Here is a 16,101-nt window from a genome sequence, read left to right as displayed (position 1 = left end):
AACCCCCCATGAGACTCCGAGGACCGGCGGTCTTACTCTCCGCCGCACTGATCGCCTTTCACGCCACCCCGGCTTTCGCAGCGAATATCGCGATAAATCCTGGCTTTGAGGATGGCCTGACCGGCTGGACGTGCTCGGGAGGGCAAGCCGTCTCATCCCCGGTCCACGGGGGCACACGGGCGCTCCAGGCGACCCCGCAGGGCAACGACTACGCCAGGTGCCAGCAGGCCGTCACGGTCAAGCCGGGCACGACCTACCAGCTCTCCGCATGGGTGCAGGGCGCCTACGTCTTCCTGGGCGCGACGGGCACCGGCGTCAGCACCAGCACGTGGGGCGCCCCCGGCGGCCAGTGGGGCCAGCTCAAGACCTCCTTCACCACCGGCGCGTCCACCACCTCGGTGACGATCTACGTCAACGGCTGGTACGGCCAGGGCGCCTACCTGGCCGACGACATCGTGCTCGACGGTCCCGGCGGAGCGCCTGACGTCCTGCCGCCCAGCGTCCCCGGCAACCTCTCCGTCGCCGGCGCGACCGCCACGAGCCTCACCGCGACCTGGAACGCCGCCACGGACAACTCCGGCGGCATCGCCCGCTACGACGTCTCCAGGGACAACGGCGCCCCCACGCCCGTCACCTCCACCACCCACACCGCGACGGGCCTGACCCCGGACACCGCCTACGGCTTCCGCGTACGCGCCTGCGACCTGGCGGGCAACTGCTCGGCCTACTCCGCCTCCGTCAGCGGCCGGACGAACAACGACACGACGCCGCCGGCCGGCGACATCCGCCACGCGCCCTACATCGACATCACCATGCCCACGCCGTCCCTGGCCGGCGCGGCGAACGCGACCGGGGTCAAGAACTACACGCTGGCCTTCGCGCTCGGCGACAGCTCCGGCTGCAACCCCTCGTGGGGCGGCACGATCCCGATCAACGACTCCCGCATCGTCAATGACATCAAGGCGTTGCAGGCCCAGGGCGGTCAGGTGATCGTGGCCAGCGGCGGGGCGCTGGGGCCCTACCTGGAGCACGCCTGTGGCAGCGTCGCGGCGCTGATCGGCGCGTACAAGAAGGTGCTGGACACGGTCGGGACGAACCATCTCGACGTGGACGTCGAGGCGGCCATCGACGTGAACAAGGTCAACACCGCGCTCAAGCAGCTCCAGAGCGAGCGCGGCACCGTCGTCAGCTACACGCTGCGGATCCAGGGCCAGGACTACGGCGTGGACCCGTTCTCGTTGCAGATCCTGCAGGACGCCGCCGCCAAGGGCCTGAACGTGGTCGTCAACCCGATGCTGATGAACTTCGGCTACACCGGCAACTGGGGCGATGCCATGATCGCCGCCGCGCAGGCCACGCTGAACCAGATGAAGGGCGTCTGGCCGGGCAGGACCGACGCCCAGCTAAAGCGCTCGCTCGGCGTCACGCCGATGATCGGCAAGAACGACACCGGCATGACGACCACCCAGGCCGACGCCCGCAAGCTGCTCACCTGGGCGAACGCCAACCACATCGGTTTCGTCGGCTTCTGGTCCGCGGCCCGCGACAACGGCGGCTGCCCGGACGGGCGGGTCTCGCCCACGTGCAGCGGTATCGCGCAGTCGAGTTACGAGTTCACGAACATCTTCAAGGGGTTCACCGGATGAGGAGCCTGCTCAGCGTCGTGGCCGGGGTGCTGCTCACCCTCGCCCTGACCACAACCCCCGCTTTCGCGGCAAATATCGCGATAAATCCGGGCTTCGAGGACGGCCTGACCGGCTGGACCTGCTCGGGCGCCTCCGGCGCGCAGGCCGTCACGACGCCGGTCCACGGCGGCACGAAGGCCCTGCGCGCCACCCCGGCCGGCAGCGACACCGCCAGGTGCCAGCAGGCCGTCACGGTCAAGCCGGGCACGACGTACCAGCTCTCCGCCTGGGTGCAGGGCGGCTACGTCTTCCTCGGCGCGACCGGCACCGGCGGAACCGACCCGCAGACCTGGGGCTCCCCGGGCGCGGCCTGGAGCCAGCTCAAGACGTCCTTCACGACCGGCACCTCCACCACGTCGGTGACCGTCTACGTCAACGGCTGGTACGGCCAGGGCGCCTACCTGGCCGACGACCTCGTGCTCGACGGCCCCGGCGGCACCCCCGACACCCAGCCCCCCACCGTCCCCGGCAACCTGACCGTGGGCGGCGCCACGTCGTCGTCGCTCTCCCTGAGCTGGTCGGCCGCCACCGACAACACCGGCGTCACCTGGTACGAGGTGTCCAGGGACAACGGCGCCCCCGCGGCCACCACCTCGACCGCCTACACGGCCACCGGCCTCGCCGCGCAGACCGCCTACGCCTTCCGGGTGCGCGCCTGCGACGCGGCGGGCAACTGCTCGGCCTACTCCGCCACGGTCAGCGGCACCACGACCACCGGCGGTGGTGGGGGAGGCGGGCTGCCCAAGCGGGTCCTGGTCGGCTACCTGCACGCCTCGTTCGCCAACGGGTCCGGATATATCCGGATGGGCGAGGTGCCTGACGAGTGGGACGTCATCAACCTCGCCTTCGGCGAACCCACCTCCGTCACCTCGGGCGACATCAGATTCCGCCAGTGCCCGGCCGCGGAGTGCCCCAACGTCGAACCAGAGGCCGACTTCATCGCCGCCATCAGGGCCAAGCAGGCCCGCGGCAAGAAGGTGCTGATCTCGATCGGCGGTCAGAACGGCCAGGTCCAGCTCACGACCACGGCGGCCCGCGACAAGTTCGTCGAGTCGGTCGCGGCGATCATCGACAGGTACGGCCTCGACGGCCTCGACATCGACTTCGAGGGCCACTCCCTCTACCTCAACCCCGGAGACACCAACCTCGCCGCTCCGACCACCCCGGTCATCGTCAACCTGATCTCCGCGCTCAGGACGCTCAAGGCCCGCTACGGCGCGAGGTTCACGCTCACCATGGCCCCCGAGACGTTCTTCGTCCAGCTCGGCTACCAGTTCTACGGCCCGGGACCGAACGGCGCCGCCGACAGCAGGAGCGCCTCCTACCTGCCCGTCATCCACGCCATGCGCGACGACCTGACCCTGCTCCACGTGCAGGACTACAACTCGGGCCCGATCATGGGCCTCGACGGCCAGTACCACACGATGGGCGGGCACGACTTCCACGTGGCCATGACCGACATGTTGCTGGCCGGCTTCCCGATCATGGGCAACGCGGCCAACAGGTTCCCGCCGCTGCGCCAGGACCAGGTGGCCATCGGGCTGCCCGCCTCGGTGAACGCGGGCAACGGGTTCACCGGCGTCGCGGAGGTGCAGAAGGCGTTCGACTGCCTGGCCAAGGGGAGCAACTGCGGGACGTACAAGCCGCGCGGCGTCTACCCGAACCTGCGCGGCCTGATGACCTGGTCGATCAACTGGGACAGGTACAACGGGCAGGAGTTCTCCCGGAGCCACCGGGCCTACCTGAACGCACTCGGCTAGAAGCGGACGAGCTGGGTGGGCTTGAGCGGGATGCCCAGGCCCGGCGGCCGGTAGGTGGGCAGCGCCTCGCCGTACTCGTGCATCCAGGCGTGGTCCACCAGCAGCCGCATCCGCTCGAACACGCCGGAGGCGTAAGGCTCGGCCAGGGCCGTCTCACCGGACAACCGGGAGACGGCCCCGGCCACCAGGTCGGGATCGGGCGGCGACAGGTCGCAGTGCTCGTCCGGCCCGATGAGCAGGTCCACGCCGGGCGGCAGCGGGTAGATCGGCCGGGGCAGCGCCAGCACGCGCGGCGGCGGCGCCATCGGCCAGCCTCCCGCCACCGCCTCCAGCAGCACCGAGCGCGACGTCCTGCGCGCGAACAGCCCCTCCGCCAGCGCCCAGCTCAGCGCGCCCACGTCGGCGAGGTCCTCGCCGCAGGCGTGCAGGCACAGGTACGGCACCAGCGGGATCCCCGCCCCGCCCGCCTGCGCCCATCCGCCGCCGCACCCGGTCAGCACCAGCAACGCCAGCATCGCCCGGTAGGCGGTGTCGGCGTGCGGCGTCTCCAGCCGCCCCGGCACGATCACGCACCGGCCGCCGGTCTTCTCGGCCGTCACCCCCAGCTCCCGCGCCGTCTTCAGCGCCCGCGACGCGGCCACCCCCGTGTACGCCTCCTGCCAGGCAGGCGTGTACGGCTCCGCACGGTCCTCGTACCCGGCGGGCCACACCCCGGGCAGCCCGGGCCGCTCCACCCCGTAGACGGCCAGCAGCAGGTCGAACACGGTCGTCAGCAGCTCACCGCCGTCCCGCAACACGGGCACGCCCCGGCGCAGCACCCCTGGGCCGTCGTCGAAGCGCGGCAGCAGCACCTCCACCGCCTCCTCGCCGTACACGCTGAGCCGCCCGCACGCCCCGCCCACCAGCCCGCCGGGCACGTAGGCGTCCTCGCGCTCGCGCAGCCGCACCAGGCACGGCAGGTCCGTGCGCTCCATGGCGTGCCCGTCGAACGGCGTCCTGTCCAGGAAGAACTCCTTGAGCAGCACGTGCCCCATGGCCATGGCCAGCGCCCCGTCCGTGCCGGGCCGCACCACGAGCGTCTCGTCCGACAGCCGCGTCGGGTGCGTGCCGATCGCGACCACCTTCTGCCCCTTGTACCGCCCGGCGATCACCCAGGGCGTGTCCGCCGTCCGTACGAGCCGGTTGTTCTCCCCCCACAGCAGCACGTACGCCGCCCGCGCCCAGTCGTCGGCCCCCGGCCCCGCGAACCGCGGACCCAGCACCTGCTCGGGCGCGGCCGGATGCTCGGTCAGCACTGCGCCCCCGAGCCCGCCGACGACCCGCGCCAGCGGGGAGGTGGCCAGCGCCGCCACCCGCTCCGCCCCGTGCTGGGTGGCGGTGTGCACGATCGCGGCCGCCGCCAGTTCCGCCGCCGTCCCGTCGTCCAGCGGCACTCTGCGCTCGCCTCTGGCGCGGTGATAATGCTGAGAATTGGCTGTGAGTTTCGCCCAGGCGGCGACCGGATCCCGCACCCCTTCCCGGACTTCGAAGTAGAGCCTGACCAGTGCCTGGTTGACCTGCGATCCCCCCATGGAAAAAGTTCAACACAGACGGTGATGTCGTATCGGGATACGTGTCGGCATGTCGGGGATAAGAATTGGAAGCCGGGCGGCGCCAGGTGGCAGCAGTGCTCTTGTTACGGCAGGCTAGGGGCCGCCATGGATTACGCAGTTCTCACGGGGATCGTCCTCGTCGCCGGTGTCGTGCTCGCTCTCGTCGCGCAATGGCGTGACTGGCGGCCCCCTCTGATCGTCGCCATTGTGGTGGGCATCGCGGTGCGCGTGCTCATCATGTACACCTCGGCGATCGACACGTGGCAGCCCGTCGACTTCATGCAGAGCTTCAAGCCCGCGGGCGAGGCGGTGGTGCGGGGCGAGGACCCCGTGCTGGCCAGCAACGGCGGCTGGCACTTCCTGCCGACCATCCCCTACGTCTACGGCATCCTGCTGTGGCTCGGCATCCCGTGGGAATACGCCGGGCGTCTCGTGACCGTGGTCGCCGACATCGTGCTGATCCCGCTGGTCGCGAAGCTGGCCGGCGGCCCCAAGGCGTCGCTGCGCGCCCTGCAGTACGCGCTCAACCCGCTCGCCGTGCTCATCGCCTCCGTCCATGGCCAGGTGGAGCCCGTCGCGCTCGTGTTCGGCGTGGCCGCCTTCGTGGTGGCCCGCGGCCCCGGCGACCCCGACAGGCCCGGCCTGCTCACCGACGTCGTCGGCAGAGTACGCGGCGGCGTCGCGTCCTACGGCGTACGCGCCTCGATCCCGCGCGTGATCGGCCGCGGCGGCATGTTGCACCGGGCCCTGCTGGCCGGCGAGGACGACCGCGCCCACCTCAGGCGCGGCGCGCTGGCCGGCGTGCTCATGGGTCTGGCGCTGTGCGCGAAGAGCTGGCCGATCTGGCTGATCCCCGGCTTCCTGCTGCTCCTGCCCAACCTGCGTTCCCGCGTGGCCGCCCTGTTCACCACGGGCGTGGTGCCGCTCTTCTTCCTGGTGACGCTGCCGATCTTCGCGGGCACCTCGCTCAGCCAGATCCCCAAGGTCATCGACACCATCCGCGACATCCGGCCCATCGTCGGCGAGTGGGGCTGGACCCCGTGGTTCACCGAGGGGAGCTGGGACCTGAGGCCGGGGCTGGCCTCGTTCGGCACCAACCTCATCTACCTCAGCGTCGTGCTCGTCATCCTCATCTGGCGGCGCGCCGACCCGATCGACATGACCACGGCCATCCTGCTCGTCTTCATGGTCATGACACCCCGGCTCGGCGCCCAGTATCTGCTGTGGTTCATGCCGTTCCTGGTCGCCAGGCCCACCCGATTCGCCTGGCCGGCCATTCTGGGGGTCTCGTTCTGGTCGGCCTACGGCTACATCTACATGACGCAGTTCGACTCCGACGGATGGTGGTTGCAGCACACGTACTGGTCGCGGGCCTCGATCGTGCTGCTGCCCGTCCTCGCGCTGGCCATGCCGTGGGGCCGCCGCATCGCGGCGACCCCCGGCCTGACCCACCGCCTGGGGCCCAAGGGCCCTTCGGCCAAGATCACGTCACCGGCATAGGCGCCCCCACAACGTGACCCACTGGTCGGGGTGGACGTGGCCCACGACGGTGTCGCGGGCGACGCCCGCCGCCTGCAGCGCGGCGTCCACGCCGTCGTAGCGGGCCTTCAACGAGGCGCGTACCGAGCCGCCCACCCCGCCGAAGCCCAGCTCGACCAGCTCCTGGTACGAGCGGCGCCCGGACACGAGCGGCTCCGGCCTGCGCTCCACACGCAGGATCGCCGAGTCCACGGACGGCACGGGACGGAAGCTCTCGCTGCCGACCGTGTCGCCCAGCCGCCAGGAGAACCAGGGCCACGACTCCACCGTGACCAGGCTCCACCGGCCGTAGTCGCCGGAGCGCTTGCGGGCGTACTCCCGCTGCGTGAGCAGCGTCGCCGAGGTCAGGGCCGGCGCCCGCAGGCACCAGTCCACGATCTTCGACGTGATCGAGTAGGGGATGTTCCCCACGACCGCGAACGGCTCACGCGGCGCCCGCGCGGCCGTGAAGTCGCCCCTGACCACGTCGATCCGGGGATCGTCGCGCGTGCGGGAGGCCAGCCGCCCGGCCAGCCTGGGGTCGATCTCGTAACCGACCACCTGCGCGCCCGCCCCGGCCAGCGCCAGGGTGAGCACGCCCTCGCCGGAGCCGGGCTCCAGCACGAGCCCCTCGGGAGCGGCCGCCTTGACGACCAGTCCGACGGCATGGGCGTCGACCAGGAAATTCTGCGAGAGAGTGCGCCGCGCCCGATCCACGGGCGTGCGACCGCCGCCGCCGTTCCTGGCCTTCCTCTGGGTGTGTGAATAGTTTCCGTGAGCGAAATTCTGCGCCACAGCGCTGCCCTTCCGGGTCCTCGAGATTGACGGGTCTCGAAGGGCCCTGGGCGCGCCTGGCGGACGCTCTGCCTCAGGTCATCGCGTCCGCAGGCGGGCCAGAGCCCGGCCATGGCGGATACGGATGAAAACCTGGCAGGTGAACATGCATGACATGCGTGTCACTGTAGGTCGCCCCTGTTCAGGCGGGCAAAGCATTTAACTCAGCGTGCGCGGGCCGGCGTTCTACCTGAAATGAGGCTTTGAGGCGGCTTTGAACTGGCTCAGGTAAACCTTGGGACATGGACCGACCGGCCAGGGTTCTCGTCGTGGACGACGAGCCGAACATCCGCGCCCTGCTCTCCCAGACGCTGCGACTGGTCTCCTTCGAGGTCAGGACCGCTGAGACGGGCGCCGAGGCGGTCAGCGCCGCCAGGGAGTTCAGGCCCGACATCGTGGTGCTCGACGTGATGCTGGCGGACTTCGACGGGTTCGAGGTGGCCAGGCGGCTCGGTGAGAGCGTCCCCGTGTTGTTCCTGACCGCCCGCGACCGCGTGGAGGACCGCGTGCAGGGGCTCACGCTGGGGGCCGACGACTACGTGGCCAAGCCGTTCAGCCTGGAGGAGGTGGTGCTGCGCATCCGGGCCATCCTGCGGCGCAGCCGTACCGGGACGGCGGACGACGTCCTGCGCTACGCCGACCTGGAGCTGGACCCGCAGGCCCACGAGGTGCGCAGGGCCGGCGTGCCGGTGGACCTGTCGCCCACCGAGTTCAACCTCCTCGAATACCTGCTCACCAACGCCGGCCGGGTGGTGAGCAAGGCGCAGATCCTCGACAGCGTCTGGCGCTACGACTTCGACGGCGACTCCAGCATCGTCGAGTCCTACGTCTACTACCTGCGCAAGAAGATCGACAAGTACGAGCCGCAGCTCATCCACACCGTGCGCGGCGTCGGCTACACCCTGAGGACCCCGCGATGAGACCGGCCACCTGGACCCTGCGCACCCGCCTGGTACTGGCGATACTCGGGCTCACCACGCTGGCGCTCCTGCTGTCCAACGTCGTGGGCGTCACCGTGCTGCGCGACAACCTGATGGGGCGCGTGGACGAGCAGCTCGCCGGCCTCACCAGGGTCGCCGGCGTCAAGACCATCACCGCGATCGGGCAGCGGCCTGACACGGCCACCGACCTGGCCACGCTGCTCACCAAGCGGATCGCGACCGTCCAGCAGATCCTGATCTACCGCCCCGACGGCACACTCCAGGCCCGCACCCCCGAGGCCAAGAACCAGCCGACCCCCGTCATCGACGACGTCAGGACCGACGAGCCCTACACCGTGCCCGGCACCAGCGGGGCCTCCTGGCGCGTGCGCGGCGCCGAGATGCCCAACGGCGGCACCCTGGTCGTCGCGCAGTCCCTCACCGAGCTGGAGGCGACCCTGACCTCGGCCGTCGTCATCGCCGCCGCGGTCAGCCTGGTCGTGCTGCTCCTGCTGGGGCTGGCCGCCGCCGCCGTCGTGCGGCTCGGGCTGCGCCCCCTGACCAGGATGGAGGCCACCGCCGGGCACATCGCCCGCGGCGACTTCGCCCGCCGGGTGCCCGCCCAGGACCCGCACACCGAGCCCGGCCGCCTGGCCGCCGCCATGAACGTCATGCTCGACCGCCTCCAGGCCGAGATCACCGCCAGGACCGACTCCGAGACCCGCATGCGGCGCTTCCTCGCCGACGCCTCCCACGAGCTGCGCACCCCGCTCACCTCCGTACGCGGCTTCGCCGAGCTGCACCGCAGAGGCGGCGACGCCGGCGAGGCCATGCGCAGGATCGAGGACGAGGCCGCCAGGATGGGCGTGCTCGTCAACGACCTGCTCACGCTGGCCCAGCTCGACGAGGAGCGCCCCCTCGACCAGCGCCCCGTCGACCTGCTCGAAGTGGCCGCCGACACCATCCGCGACGCCCGCGTACGCGTGCCCGACCGGCCCGTCAGGCTCGCGCCCCTCGGCGACCGGCTCGCGCCCGTCTCGGTCGTGGGCGACGAGGCCCGCCTGCGCCAGGTGGCCGCCAACCTCGTCGGCAACGCGCTCTGCCACACGCCGCCCGACGCCGCCATCACCGTCAGGGTGGGCAGGTCGGGAGGCTCGGCCGTCCTGGAGGTGACCGACACCGGGCCCGGCGTGCCGCCCGAGCACGTGCCGCGCCTGTTCGACCGCCTCTACCGGGTCGGCCGGGGCCGATCGAGGGCCGACGGCGGCGCCGGGCTGGGCCTGGCCATCGTCTCCGCCATCGTCCGCGCCCACGGGGGCCGCGTCGAACTGGACACCGCACCGGGCGAGGGCGCGACATTCCGCGTACTTCTACCTGACTCCGAGGTCGCTCCCAGCTCACGTTGAAACGCGCTCGCGACAGTCGGGGCATGAGACTCATCGCCACAGCGCTCCTGGTCGTCCTCGCGGCGGCCGGGTGCGGCAACCAGCAGAGCGGTACCGGTGTCGCCTCCATCGCCACCGGCTCGGCCCGGCCCTCCGCCGCCACCCCCACCGCTACGGCCGACCCGCAGGAGCAGGGCAGGAAATGGGCCCGGTGCATGCGTGAGCACGGCGTACAGGTGGACGATCCCGACCCGAACGGCGGCGGCGGCCTGAACGTGACGGCGGACAAGGCCGACAAGGGCAAGATCCAGGAGGCCATGGAGGCCTGCCGCGGCACCGCGCCGTTCATGGACCGCAAGGCGTCCAAGCCGCAGGACATCGACCAGTTGCGGGCGTTCGCCCAGTGCATGCGCGACAACGGCGTGGACATGCCCGACCCCAACCCCGACGGCACCTTCGGCACGAGCGCCATCGACAGGAACGACGCCGGGTTCAAGAAGGCGTTCGACGCCTGCCGCGGGAAGTTCCCCAAGAGGGGAACGGGCAAGTGACGAAGGTCGAGGAGACCAGGCTCGCCCCCCGAGCCCTGCCGCCGCGCCGCCGCCCGCGCGCGGTCCTGGCCTGGACGGGCGCCGCGGCACTGCTCGCCGCCGCCGTCGCGGCCGCCGCCGTGGGCTTCGGCGGCACCACCACCGGTACGGCCCTCGCCGGCCGCACACCCCCCGCCACCGCCAAGGTCACCCGCACGACGCTCACCGAGACCAAGACGGTCGACGGCACCCTCGGCTACGGCGCCCCCGTCGCCGTCACCGCCAAGTCCCAGGGCACGATCACCTGGCTCCCCGCCGAAGGCTCCACCATCACCAGGGGCCACGCCGTCTACAGCGTGGACGCCGACCGCCGCCCCCTCCTGTACGGCACCATGCCCCTCTACCGGACCCTCCAGGACGGCGTCGAGGGCAAGGACGTCGAACTGCTCGAACGCAACCTCCACCGGCTCGGCTACACCGGATTCGACGTGGACGACACGTTCACCTGGGCCACCGGGGAGGCGGTCGAGGACTGGCAGGACGACCTCGGCCTCGACGTCACCGGCCGGGTCCAGCCCGGCGACGTCGTCGTGGCCGACGGCCGCATCCGCGTCGCCGACCTCAAGAAGGCGCTCGGCGACACCGCCACAGGCCAGGTCCTCACCGCCACCGGCACCACCCGCCAGGTGCTCGTCAACCTCGACGTGGCCGACGAGCACCTGGTCAGGAAGGGCATGAAGGCCACCGTCGAGCTCCCGGACGGCGGCACGGTCAACGGCAAGGTCGCGGGCGTCGGCAAGGTCGCCACCGAGACGACCAGCGGCAACGAGAGCGTCACCACGGTCGAGGTCAAGGTGTCGGTGACCGGCCTGAAGAAGGCGTACGACGCCGCCCCCGTGGACGTCACGATCGTCTCAGAACAGCGCGAGAACGTCCTGGCCGTACCCGTCGGAGCGCTGGTCGCCCTGACCGAGGGCGGCTACGGCGTTCAGGTGGTGGAGGGCTCGGCCACCCGGTACGCGGCGGTCGAGACCGGGCTGTTCGCCGACGGCCGGGTCGAAGTGGAAGGCGTCGCGGAAGGCGTGACCGTGGCGGTGCCCAAGTGATCGTCGAACTGCGCGAGGTGAGCAAGGAGTACGGCGACGTCGCCGCCCTCCGGGGCGTCTCCCTGGGCATCGACCACGGCGAGCTCGTCGGCATCGTCGGCCCGTCGGGTTCGGGCAAGTCGACCATGCTCAACATGATCGGCACCCTCGACCGCCCGTCGGGCGGCACCGTCCGCATCGCCGGGCACGACGTGCTCTCCCTCACCGACAGGCAACTGTCCGCCCTGCGCGCGAACGTCATCGGCTTCGTCTTCCAGCAGTTCCACCTGGCCCCCGGCGTGCCCGCGCTGGACAACGTGGCCGACGGGCTGCTGTACGCGGGGCCGTCGCCGCGAGAACGGCGGCTGCGCGCGTACGAGGCCCTCGAAAGGGTGGGGCTCGGACACCGGATCGGCCATCGCCCGCACGAGTTGTCCGGCGGCGAACGCCAGCGCGTCGCCATCGCCCGCGCCGTCGTCGGCGGCCCGCGCCTGCTGCTGGCCGACGAACCGACCGGCAACCTCGACTCCCGGTCCGGGGCGGGCGTGATGGAGCTGCTGCGCGAGCTCAACGCGGCCGGCACCACCGTGGTCGTCATCACCCACGACCGCGACATCGCCGCCTCCCTGCCCCGCCAGGTCGAGATGCTGGACGGAGCACGGATATGACCACTCTCGTACCCACCCGCCTGCGCCCCCGCGACGTGATCACGGTCGGCGGGTCGGGCCTGCGGGCCAGGCCGCTGCGCGTGTTCCTGTCGGCGCTCGGGATCGCCATCGGCATCGCCGCCATGCTCGGCGTCGTCGGCATCTCCGCCTCCAGCCAGGAGGACCTCAACCGGCAGCTCGAAGCGCTCGGCACGAACCTGCTCACCGTCTCGCCCGGCAAGACCCTGTTCGGCGAGGCGTCCCACCTGCCCGCCGAGTCGGAGGGCATGATCGGCCAGATCGCCCCCGTCACCGCCGTCACCGCGACCGGCGCCACCCAGGCCAAGGTCTACCGCAACGACCACATCCCCGAGGCCGAGTCGGGCAGCATCTCCGTCACCGCCGCCCGCCTCGACCTGCTCAAGGACACCGGCGCCACCGTCGCGGCCGGAACCTGGCTGAACGAGGCCACCCACCGCTACCCCGCCACCGTGCTCGGCGCCACGGCCGCCGACCGGCTCGGCGTCGTCCAGGCCGGTCCCGACCAGCGGGTCTGGCTCGGCGGGCAGTGGTTCACCGTCGTCGGCGTGCTCGCCCCCGCGCCACTGGCCCCCGAACTCGACCCGGCCGCCCTTGTCGGCTGGCCGGTCGCGGAGGAACGGCTCGGCTTCGACGGGTACGCGAGCACGATCTACGCCAGGGCGCGGGAGGCGTACGTCGTCCAGGTACGTGACGTGCTGGCCGCCACCGCCAACCCCGGCAGGCCCAACGAGGTCGAGGTCTCCAGACCCTCCGACGTGCTGGCCGCCAAACAGGCCACCGACGCCACCCTGAACGCCCTGCTCCTCGGCCTCGGCGGCGTCGCGCTGCTGGTCGGCGGCGTGGGCGTGGCCAACACCATGGTCATCTCGGTCCTGGAACGCCGTGCGGAGATCGGCCTGCGCCGCTCCCTGGGCGCCACCCGCGGCCAGATCCGCCTGCAGTTCCTGGCCGAGTCGTTGCTGCTGTCGGCCATCGGCGGGGTCGGGGGCGTGCTGCTCGGCATCGGCGTGACCGCCGCGTACGCGGGCCTGCGGGGCTGGCCCGCGATCATACCCGTCTGGGCCATGGTGGGCGGCGTCCTGGCCACCCTCGTCATCGGCGGCATCGCCGGCTTCTACCCGGCCGTCCGCGCCGCCAGGATGTCTCCCACGGAGGCCCTGGCCACACCCTGACGTGTCCGATTATTACAAGGCAACGGCCCCGGCCGGGGGATACGTTCGCCCGTATGGATGGACAGACCAACGTTGTGGACCGGGCGGAGCAGTACCTGCACCGCCACGGTCGGCTGATCGACCGGCTGCGCTTCGAGGCGCTGTTCCGTGGAGGCTCCCGCGAGCGCGTGCACGACGCGCTGCGCTGCTACCAGAACGCCGACGGCGGCTTCGGCAACGCCCTCGAACCCGATCTGCGCGGCCCGGGCAGCCAGCCGGAGCCGGTCGAGGTGGCCTGCTGGATCCTGGACGAACTCGACGCCTTCGACTCGCCCATGGTCCCCGCCGCCTGCGACTACCTCGCCTCCATCACCACGCCCGACGGCGGCGTCCCGTTCGTCCTGCCCTCCGTCAGGGACACGCTGCGCGCCCCGTGGTGGCAGACGGACGACGCCCCGCCCGGCAACCTCATCCCCACCGCCTCCATCGCCGGGCTCCTGCACAAGCACGGCATCACGCACCCGTGGCTGGCCACCGCCACGGACTTCTGCTGGTCGGAGATCGCCTCCCTGAAGGAGCCGGGCGCGTACGAGGCTCGCGCGGCGTTGACATTCCTGAACCTGGTCTCCGACCGGGAACGCGCGGAAGCGGAGTTCACCCGGCTGCGCGACACCCTCCTGTCCACCGTGACCTTCGACCTGAACGCCCCCGGCCACGTCCACTTCCCCCTGGACTTCGCGCCCGCGCCGTCGAACCTGCCCCTGTTCTCGCAGGACGTCCTGGACACCCACCTCGACGCGATGCTCGCCGCACAGTCCGCGGACGGAGGCTGGGGAGGGAACTGGACGATGTGGACGCCGCTGGTGGAGCACGAATGGGGCGGCTACGTCACGGTGCACCACCTCGGTACGCTGCGCGCGTACGGGAGGCTGTGATGTAGCCCTGCCGGTGGCCTGCCGGTGGCCTGTCGGTGGGGTCGCGTACGTTGGAGACATGTACGCGGAACGGCCCCCCGAGCCCGGCCTCTCCGACCGTGTCGCCTGCGGGTGGCACCGGGTCGGCGAGACGAGCTTCACCCAGCTCGTGGTGCCCGACGCCTGCGTCGACCTCATCTGGGGGCCGGGCGGCCTGTTCGTGGCCGGTCCCGACACGGGGCCCATGCCCACGTCCGTCAGGGCGGGCGACACGCTGGTGGGGGTGCGCTTCAGACCCGGAGCCGTGGGCGACTTCTTCGGGCTCCCCCTCCAGGAGCTCCGCGACCAGCGCGTCCCCCTGTCCGACCTCCCCGGCCGGCAACACCTCCTGCCGGAGCTCATGGACAGACCGGCGACCTCGGTCGAGGCACGGCTCCACGCCATGCAGCGCGCGGTCGCCCGGCGCCTGGCGGTCGCCGGCCACGACCCTGCCGCCCCCGCCATGGCCTCCGCCCTGGGCAAAGGCCACACGGTGGCGCAGGTGGCCTGGCGGCTCGGCTTCAGCGAACGCCAGCTGCAGCGCCGCAGCCTGACCTCGTTCGGCTACACGCCCAAGACCCTCCAGCGCATCGTCCGCTTCCAGCACGCCCTGTGCCTGGCCCGCGCGGGCGTCCCGCTGGCGGAGGTGGCGGTCACGGCCGGCTACACCGACCAGGCCCACCTCGCCAACGATGTCAAACGGCTGAGCGGCGTGCAGATGCACCGCCTCGTCTCACCGCTTAGGGAATCGGCCTGACACCAGCGCCTGCGCCCACGTCGCACTCGGATCGCTGTCGATCAGCAGCGCCCGCGTCAGCAGGCTCAGCGGAATGGCCAGAATCGCGCCCAGCGGCCCCAGCACGAAAGTCCAGACGATCAACGAGATGAACGTCATCGTCGTCGAGAGCCCGACGGCGTCGCCCAGGAATTTGGGCAGAATGAACGACTGCGTGACGACGTTGATGACGATATAAGCGGCGATGACGAGCAACATCGTCTGCACGCCGCCGTCCAGCAGGGCGAGCATGGCGGGCGGCAGCAGCCCGATGACGAAACCGATGTTGGGAATGTAATTGGTGATGAGCGCCAGCACACCCCAGAGCAGCGGCAGCGGAACATCCAGCAGTGACAGGGCGACCATGTCGAGAATTGCGTTGATCAATCCGAAAACGGTGGAGACAATCAGATAACGCCTGGTCTTCTGCCCGAACGTGGCCAGCGCCGTCACCAACTGGGGCCGGTTGCCCTCACCTGTGGTCAGGATGCGCGTGGTGACGGGCGCGTCGAGCGACATCGCCAGCACCACCACCACGATCAGGAAAAGCGCCGAAAGAACCCCGATCAAGCTGCCGAGCAGACTCTGCACCAGCCCGAGGATCCTCCCGGGGTCGAACGCCTGCAGCCCCTTGTTCAGCATGTCGTTGCTCAGGCCGTGCGTGCCGGCCCAGCGCTGGGCGTCGGCGAGCAGCTGCTCGAACTGGTCGGTGTAGGTGGGCAGCAACGAGGCCAGCTGCGTGGCCGAGATGGTCAGGATGCCGACCATGCCCAGCAGTACGAGGACCACGATGAGGAAGGGCACCGCGACCTGGAGCCAGACGGGTGCCCTCTTGGCGTTGAGCCACCCGCGTACCGGGGAGACGGCGATGACGAGCACGAGTGCCAGCACGACGGGGCCGGCGATGGAGGCGACCTCGCGGATTCCGAAGAGCACGACCACAGCGGCGGCCATGCCTACCAGGAGGATGAGCGCCCTGGGTACGGATTGATCTAGCACGTCCCGTTCTTACCCCTGGGGGGACGGCGAACCATCGATTTGACGGTTCCCGGAGGCGTACATAGAGTTCACCAGTCCCGCGAGGACGGCGTTGATCGTCGGCCTCACTCGGGGGCGATCTCCAGACACCATCTCTCCGGTGCGGCGTGCGCGTCCACTCGGAATGGCTGGTAAGTTAGAGGGGTTGTCTCCGAAAGGGGACAGGGATTAATTCCAGCAGGTCGA

Annotated in this window: 14 protein-coding genes; 11 read left to right on the top strand and 3 right to left on the bottom strand. The window is 71.0% G+C overall.

Annotation, left to right across the window (positions count from 1 at the left end):
* The first annotated feature begins 8 nt into the window (after positions 1-8).
* Both ACFPZ3_RS46460 and ACFPZ3_RS46455 read left to right on the top strand, forming a co-directional pair.
* On the top strand, positions 9-1,646 hold the full coding sequence (locus ACFPZ3_RS46460; protein ID WP_379520814.1) for a carbohydrate binding domain-containing protein: 1,638 nt from the start codon (positions 9-11) through the stop codon (positions 1,644-1,646).
* Positions 1,643-3,445: a chitinase gene (locus ACFPZ3_RS46455; RefSeq protein WP_379520813.1), complete on the top strand. Its 1,803-nt coding sequence runs from the start codon at positions 1,643-1,645 to the stop codon at positions 3,443-3,445. Before ACFPZ3_RS46460 ends, ACFPZ3_RS46455 begins: the two co-directional genes overlap by 4 nt.
* Here ACFPZ3_RS46455 and ACFPZ3_RS46450 read toward each other — a convergent pair.
* On the bottom strand, positions 3,442-5,016 hold the full coding sequence (locus ACFPZ3_RS46450) for a molybdopterin-dependent oxidoreductase (RefSeq protein WP_379520812.1): 1,575 nt from the start codon (positions 5,014-5,016) through the stop codon (positions 3,442-3,444). The two genes, ACFPZ3_RS46455 and ACFPZ3_RS46450, sit on opposite strands and share 4 nt — an antisense overlap.
* Positions 5,017-5,142: 126 nt before the next feature.
* Here ACFPZ3_RS46450 and ACFPZ3_RS46445 point away from each other — a divergent pair, with 126 nt between their 5' ends.
* On the top strand, positions 5,143-6,537 hold the full coding sequence (locus ACFPZ3_RS46445; RefSeq protein ID WP_379520811.1) for a hypothetical protein: 1,395 nt from the start codon (positions 5,143-5,145) through the stop codon (positions 6,535-6,537).
* Here the strand turns inward: ACFPZ3_RS46445 and erm are convergent.
* The gene (gene erm / locus ACFPZ3_RS46440) at positions 6,526-7,272 is read right to left on the bottom strand and encodes an ErmE/ErmH/ErmO/ErmR family 23S rRNA (adenine(2058)-N(6))-methyltransferase (RefSeq protein ID WP_379520810.1); all 747 of its coding nucleotides are present in this window, start codon (positions 7,270-7,272) and stop codon (positions 6,526-6,528) included. The genes ACFPZ3_RS46445 and erm overlap by 12 nt on opposite strands.
* Before the next feature lie 359 nt (positions 7,273-7,631).
* Between erm and ACFPZ3_RS46435 the strand changes: the two genes are divergently transcribed.
* Genes ACFPZ3_RS46435 through ACFPZ3_RS46400 form a run of 8 tightly spaced genes read left to right on the top strand, consistent with a single transcriptional unit; the run spans position 7,632 to position 14,859 of the window.
* The gene (locus tag ACFPZ3_RS46435; protein ID WP_379520809.1) at positions 7,632-8,309 is read left to right on the top strand and encodes a response regulator transcription factor; all 678 of its coding nucleotides are present in this window, start codon (positions 7,632-7,634) and stop codon (positions 8,307-8,309) included.
* Positions 8,306-9,715, top strand: coding sequence for a sensor histidine kinase (locus ACFPZ3_RS46430; RefSeq protein WP_379520808.1), 1,410 nt, complete (start codon positions 8,306-8,308; stop codon positions 9,713-9,715). Before ACFPZ3_RS46435 ends, ACFPZ3_RS46430 begins: the two co-directional genes overlap by 4 nt.
* A 23-nt stretch (positions 9,716-9,738) precedes the next feature.
* Positions 9,739-10,245: a hypothetical protein gene (locus tag ACFPZ3_RS46425; protein ID WP_379520807.1), complete on the top strand. Its 507-nt coding sequence runs from the start codon at positions 9,739-9,741 to the stop codon at positions 10,243-10,245.
* Entirely contained in the window at positions 10,242-11,330 is a 1,089-nt protein-coding gene (locus ACFPZ3_RS46420) for a peptidoglycan-binding protein (protein WP_379520806.1), read from the top strand. Before ACFPZ3_RS46425 ends, ACFPZ3_RS46420 begins: the two co-directional genes overlap by 4 nt.
* A complete protein-coding gene (locus ACFPZ3_RS46415; RefSeq protein WP_379520805.1) occupies positions 11,327-11,977 on the top strand; it encodes an ABC transporter ATP-binding protein in 651 nt (216 codons plus the stop codon). Before ACFPZ3_RS46420 ends, ACFPZ3_RS46415 begins: the two co-directional genes overlap by 4 nt.
* On the top strand, positions 11,974-13,170 hold the full coding sequence (locus ACFPZ3_RS46410; protein WP_379520804.1) for an ABC transporter permease: 1,197 nt from the start codon (positions 11,974-11,976) through the stop codon (positions 13,168-13,170). Before ACFPZ3_RS46415 ends, ACFPZ3_RS46410 begins: the two co-directional genes overlap by 4 nt.
* Positions 13,171-13,223: 53 nt before the next feature.
* Complete coding sequence (locus ACFPZ3_RS46405; RefSeq protein WP_379520803.1) at positions 13,224-14,084, top strand: hypothetical protein; 861 nt, start codon at positions 13,224-13,226, stop codon at positions 14,082-14,084.
* A gap of 58 nt (positions 14,085-14,142) precedes the next feature.
* Positions 14,143-14,859 (top strand): DUF6597 domain-containing transcriptional factor, encoded by a 717-nt coding sequence (locus ACFPZ3_RS46400; protein WP_379520802.1) that lies wholly within the window; start codon positions 14,143-14,145, stop codon positions 14,857-14,859.
* Here the strand turns inward: ACFPZ3_RS46400 and ACFPZ3_RS46395 are convergent.
* Complete coding sequence (locus ACFPZ3_RS46395; protein WP_379520886.1) at positions 14,836-15,831, bottom strand: AI-2E family transporter; 996 nt, start codon at positions 15,829-15,831, stop codon at positions 14,836-14,838. The genes ACFPZ3_RS46400 and ACFPZ3_RS46395 overlap by 24 nt on opposite strands.
* Positions 15,832-16,101 lie beyond the last annotated feature (270 nt).

This window comes from Nonomuraea insulae, from assembly GCF_042656245.1.
The sequence above is the reverse complement of the archived record's forward strand: the minus strand, read 5'-3'. Positions and strand labels throughout refer to the sequence as shown.

What these genes read in the sequence shown, in the direction of transcription:
- ACFPZ3_RS46425 (WP_379520807.1), top strand. Translation starts at nt 9,739, where the DNA reads ATGAGACTCATCGCCACAGCGCTCCTGGTCGTCCTCGCGGCGGCCGGG.
- ACFPZ3_RS46405 (WP_379520803.1), top strand. Translation starts at nt 13,224, where the DNA reads ATGGATGGACAGACCAACGTTGTGGACCGGGCGGAGCAGTACCTGCAC.
- ACFPZ3_RS46455 (WP_379520813.1), top strand. Translation starts at nt 1,643, where the DNA reads ATGAGGAGCCTGCTCAGCGTCGTGGCCGGGGTGCTGCTCACCCTCGCC.
- ACFPZ3_RS46395 (WP_379520886.1), bottom strand. Translation starts at nt 15,831, where the DNA reads ATGGCCGCCGCTGTGGTCGTGCTCTTCGGAATCCGCGAGGTCGCCTCC.
- ACFPZ3_RS46430 (WP_379520808.1), top strand. Translation starts at nt 8,306, where the DNA reads ATGAGACCGGCCACCTGGACCCTGCGCACCCGCCTGGTACTGGCGATA.
- ACFPZ3_RS46450 (WP_379520812.1), bottom strand. Translation starts at nt 5,016, where the DNA reads ATGGGGGGATCGCAGGTCAACCAGGCACTGGTCAGGCTCTACTTCGAA.
- ACFPZ3_RS46435 (WP_379520809.1), top strand. Translation starts at nt 7,632, where the DNA reads ATGGACCGACCGGCCAGGGTTCTCGTCGTGGACGACGAGCCGAACATC.
- ACFPZ3_RS46410 (WP_379520804.1), top strand. Translation starts at nt 11,974, where the DNA reads ATGACCACTCTCGTACCCACCCGCCTGCGCCCCCGCGACGTGATCACG.
- ACFPZ3_RS46445 (WP_379520811.1), top strand. Translation starts at nt 5,143, where the DNA reads ATGGATTACGCAGTTCTCACGGGGATCGTCCTCGTCGCCGGTGTCGTG.
- ACFPZ3_RS46460 (WP_379520814.1), top strand. Translation starts at nt 9, where the DNA reads ATGAGACTCCGAGGACCGGCGGTCTTACTCTCCGCCGCACTGATCGCC.
- ACFPZ3_RS46400 (WP_379520802.1), top strand. Translation starts at nt 14,143, where the DNA reads ATGTACGCGGAACGGCCCCCCGAGCCCGGCCTCTCCGACCGTGTCGCC.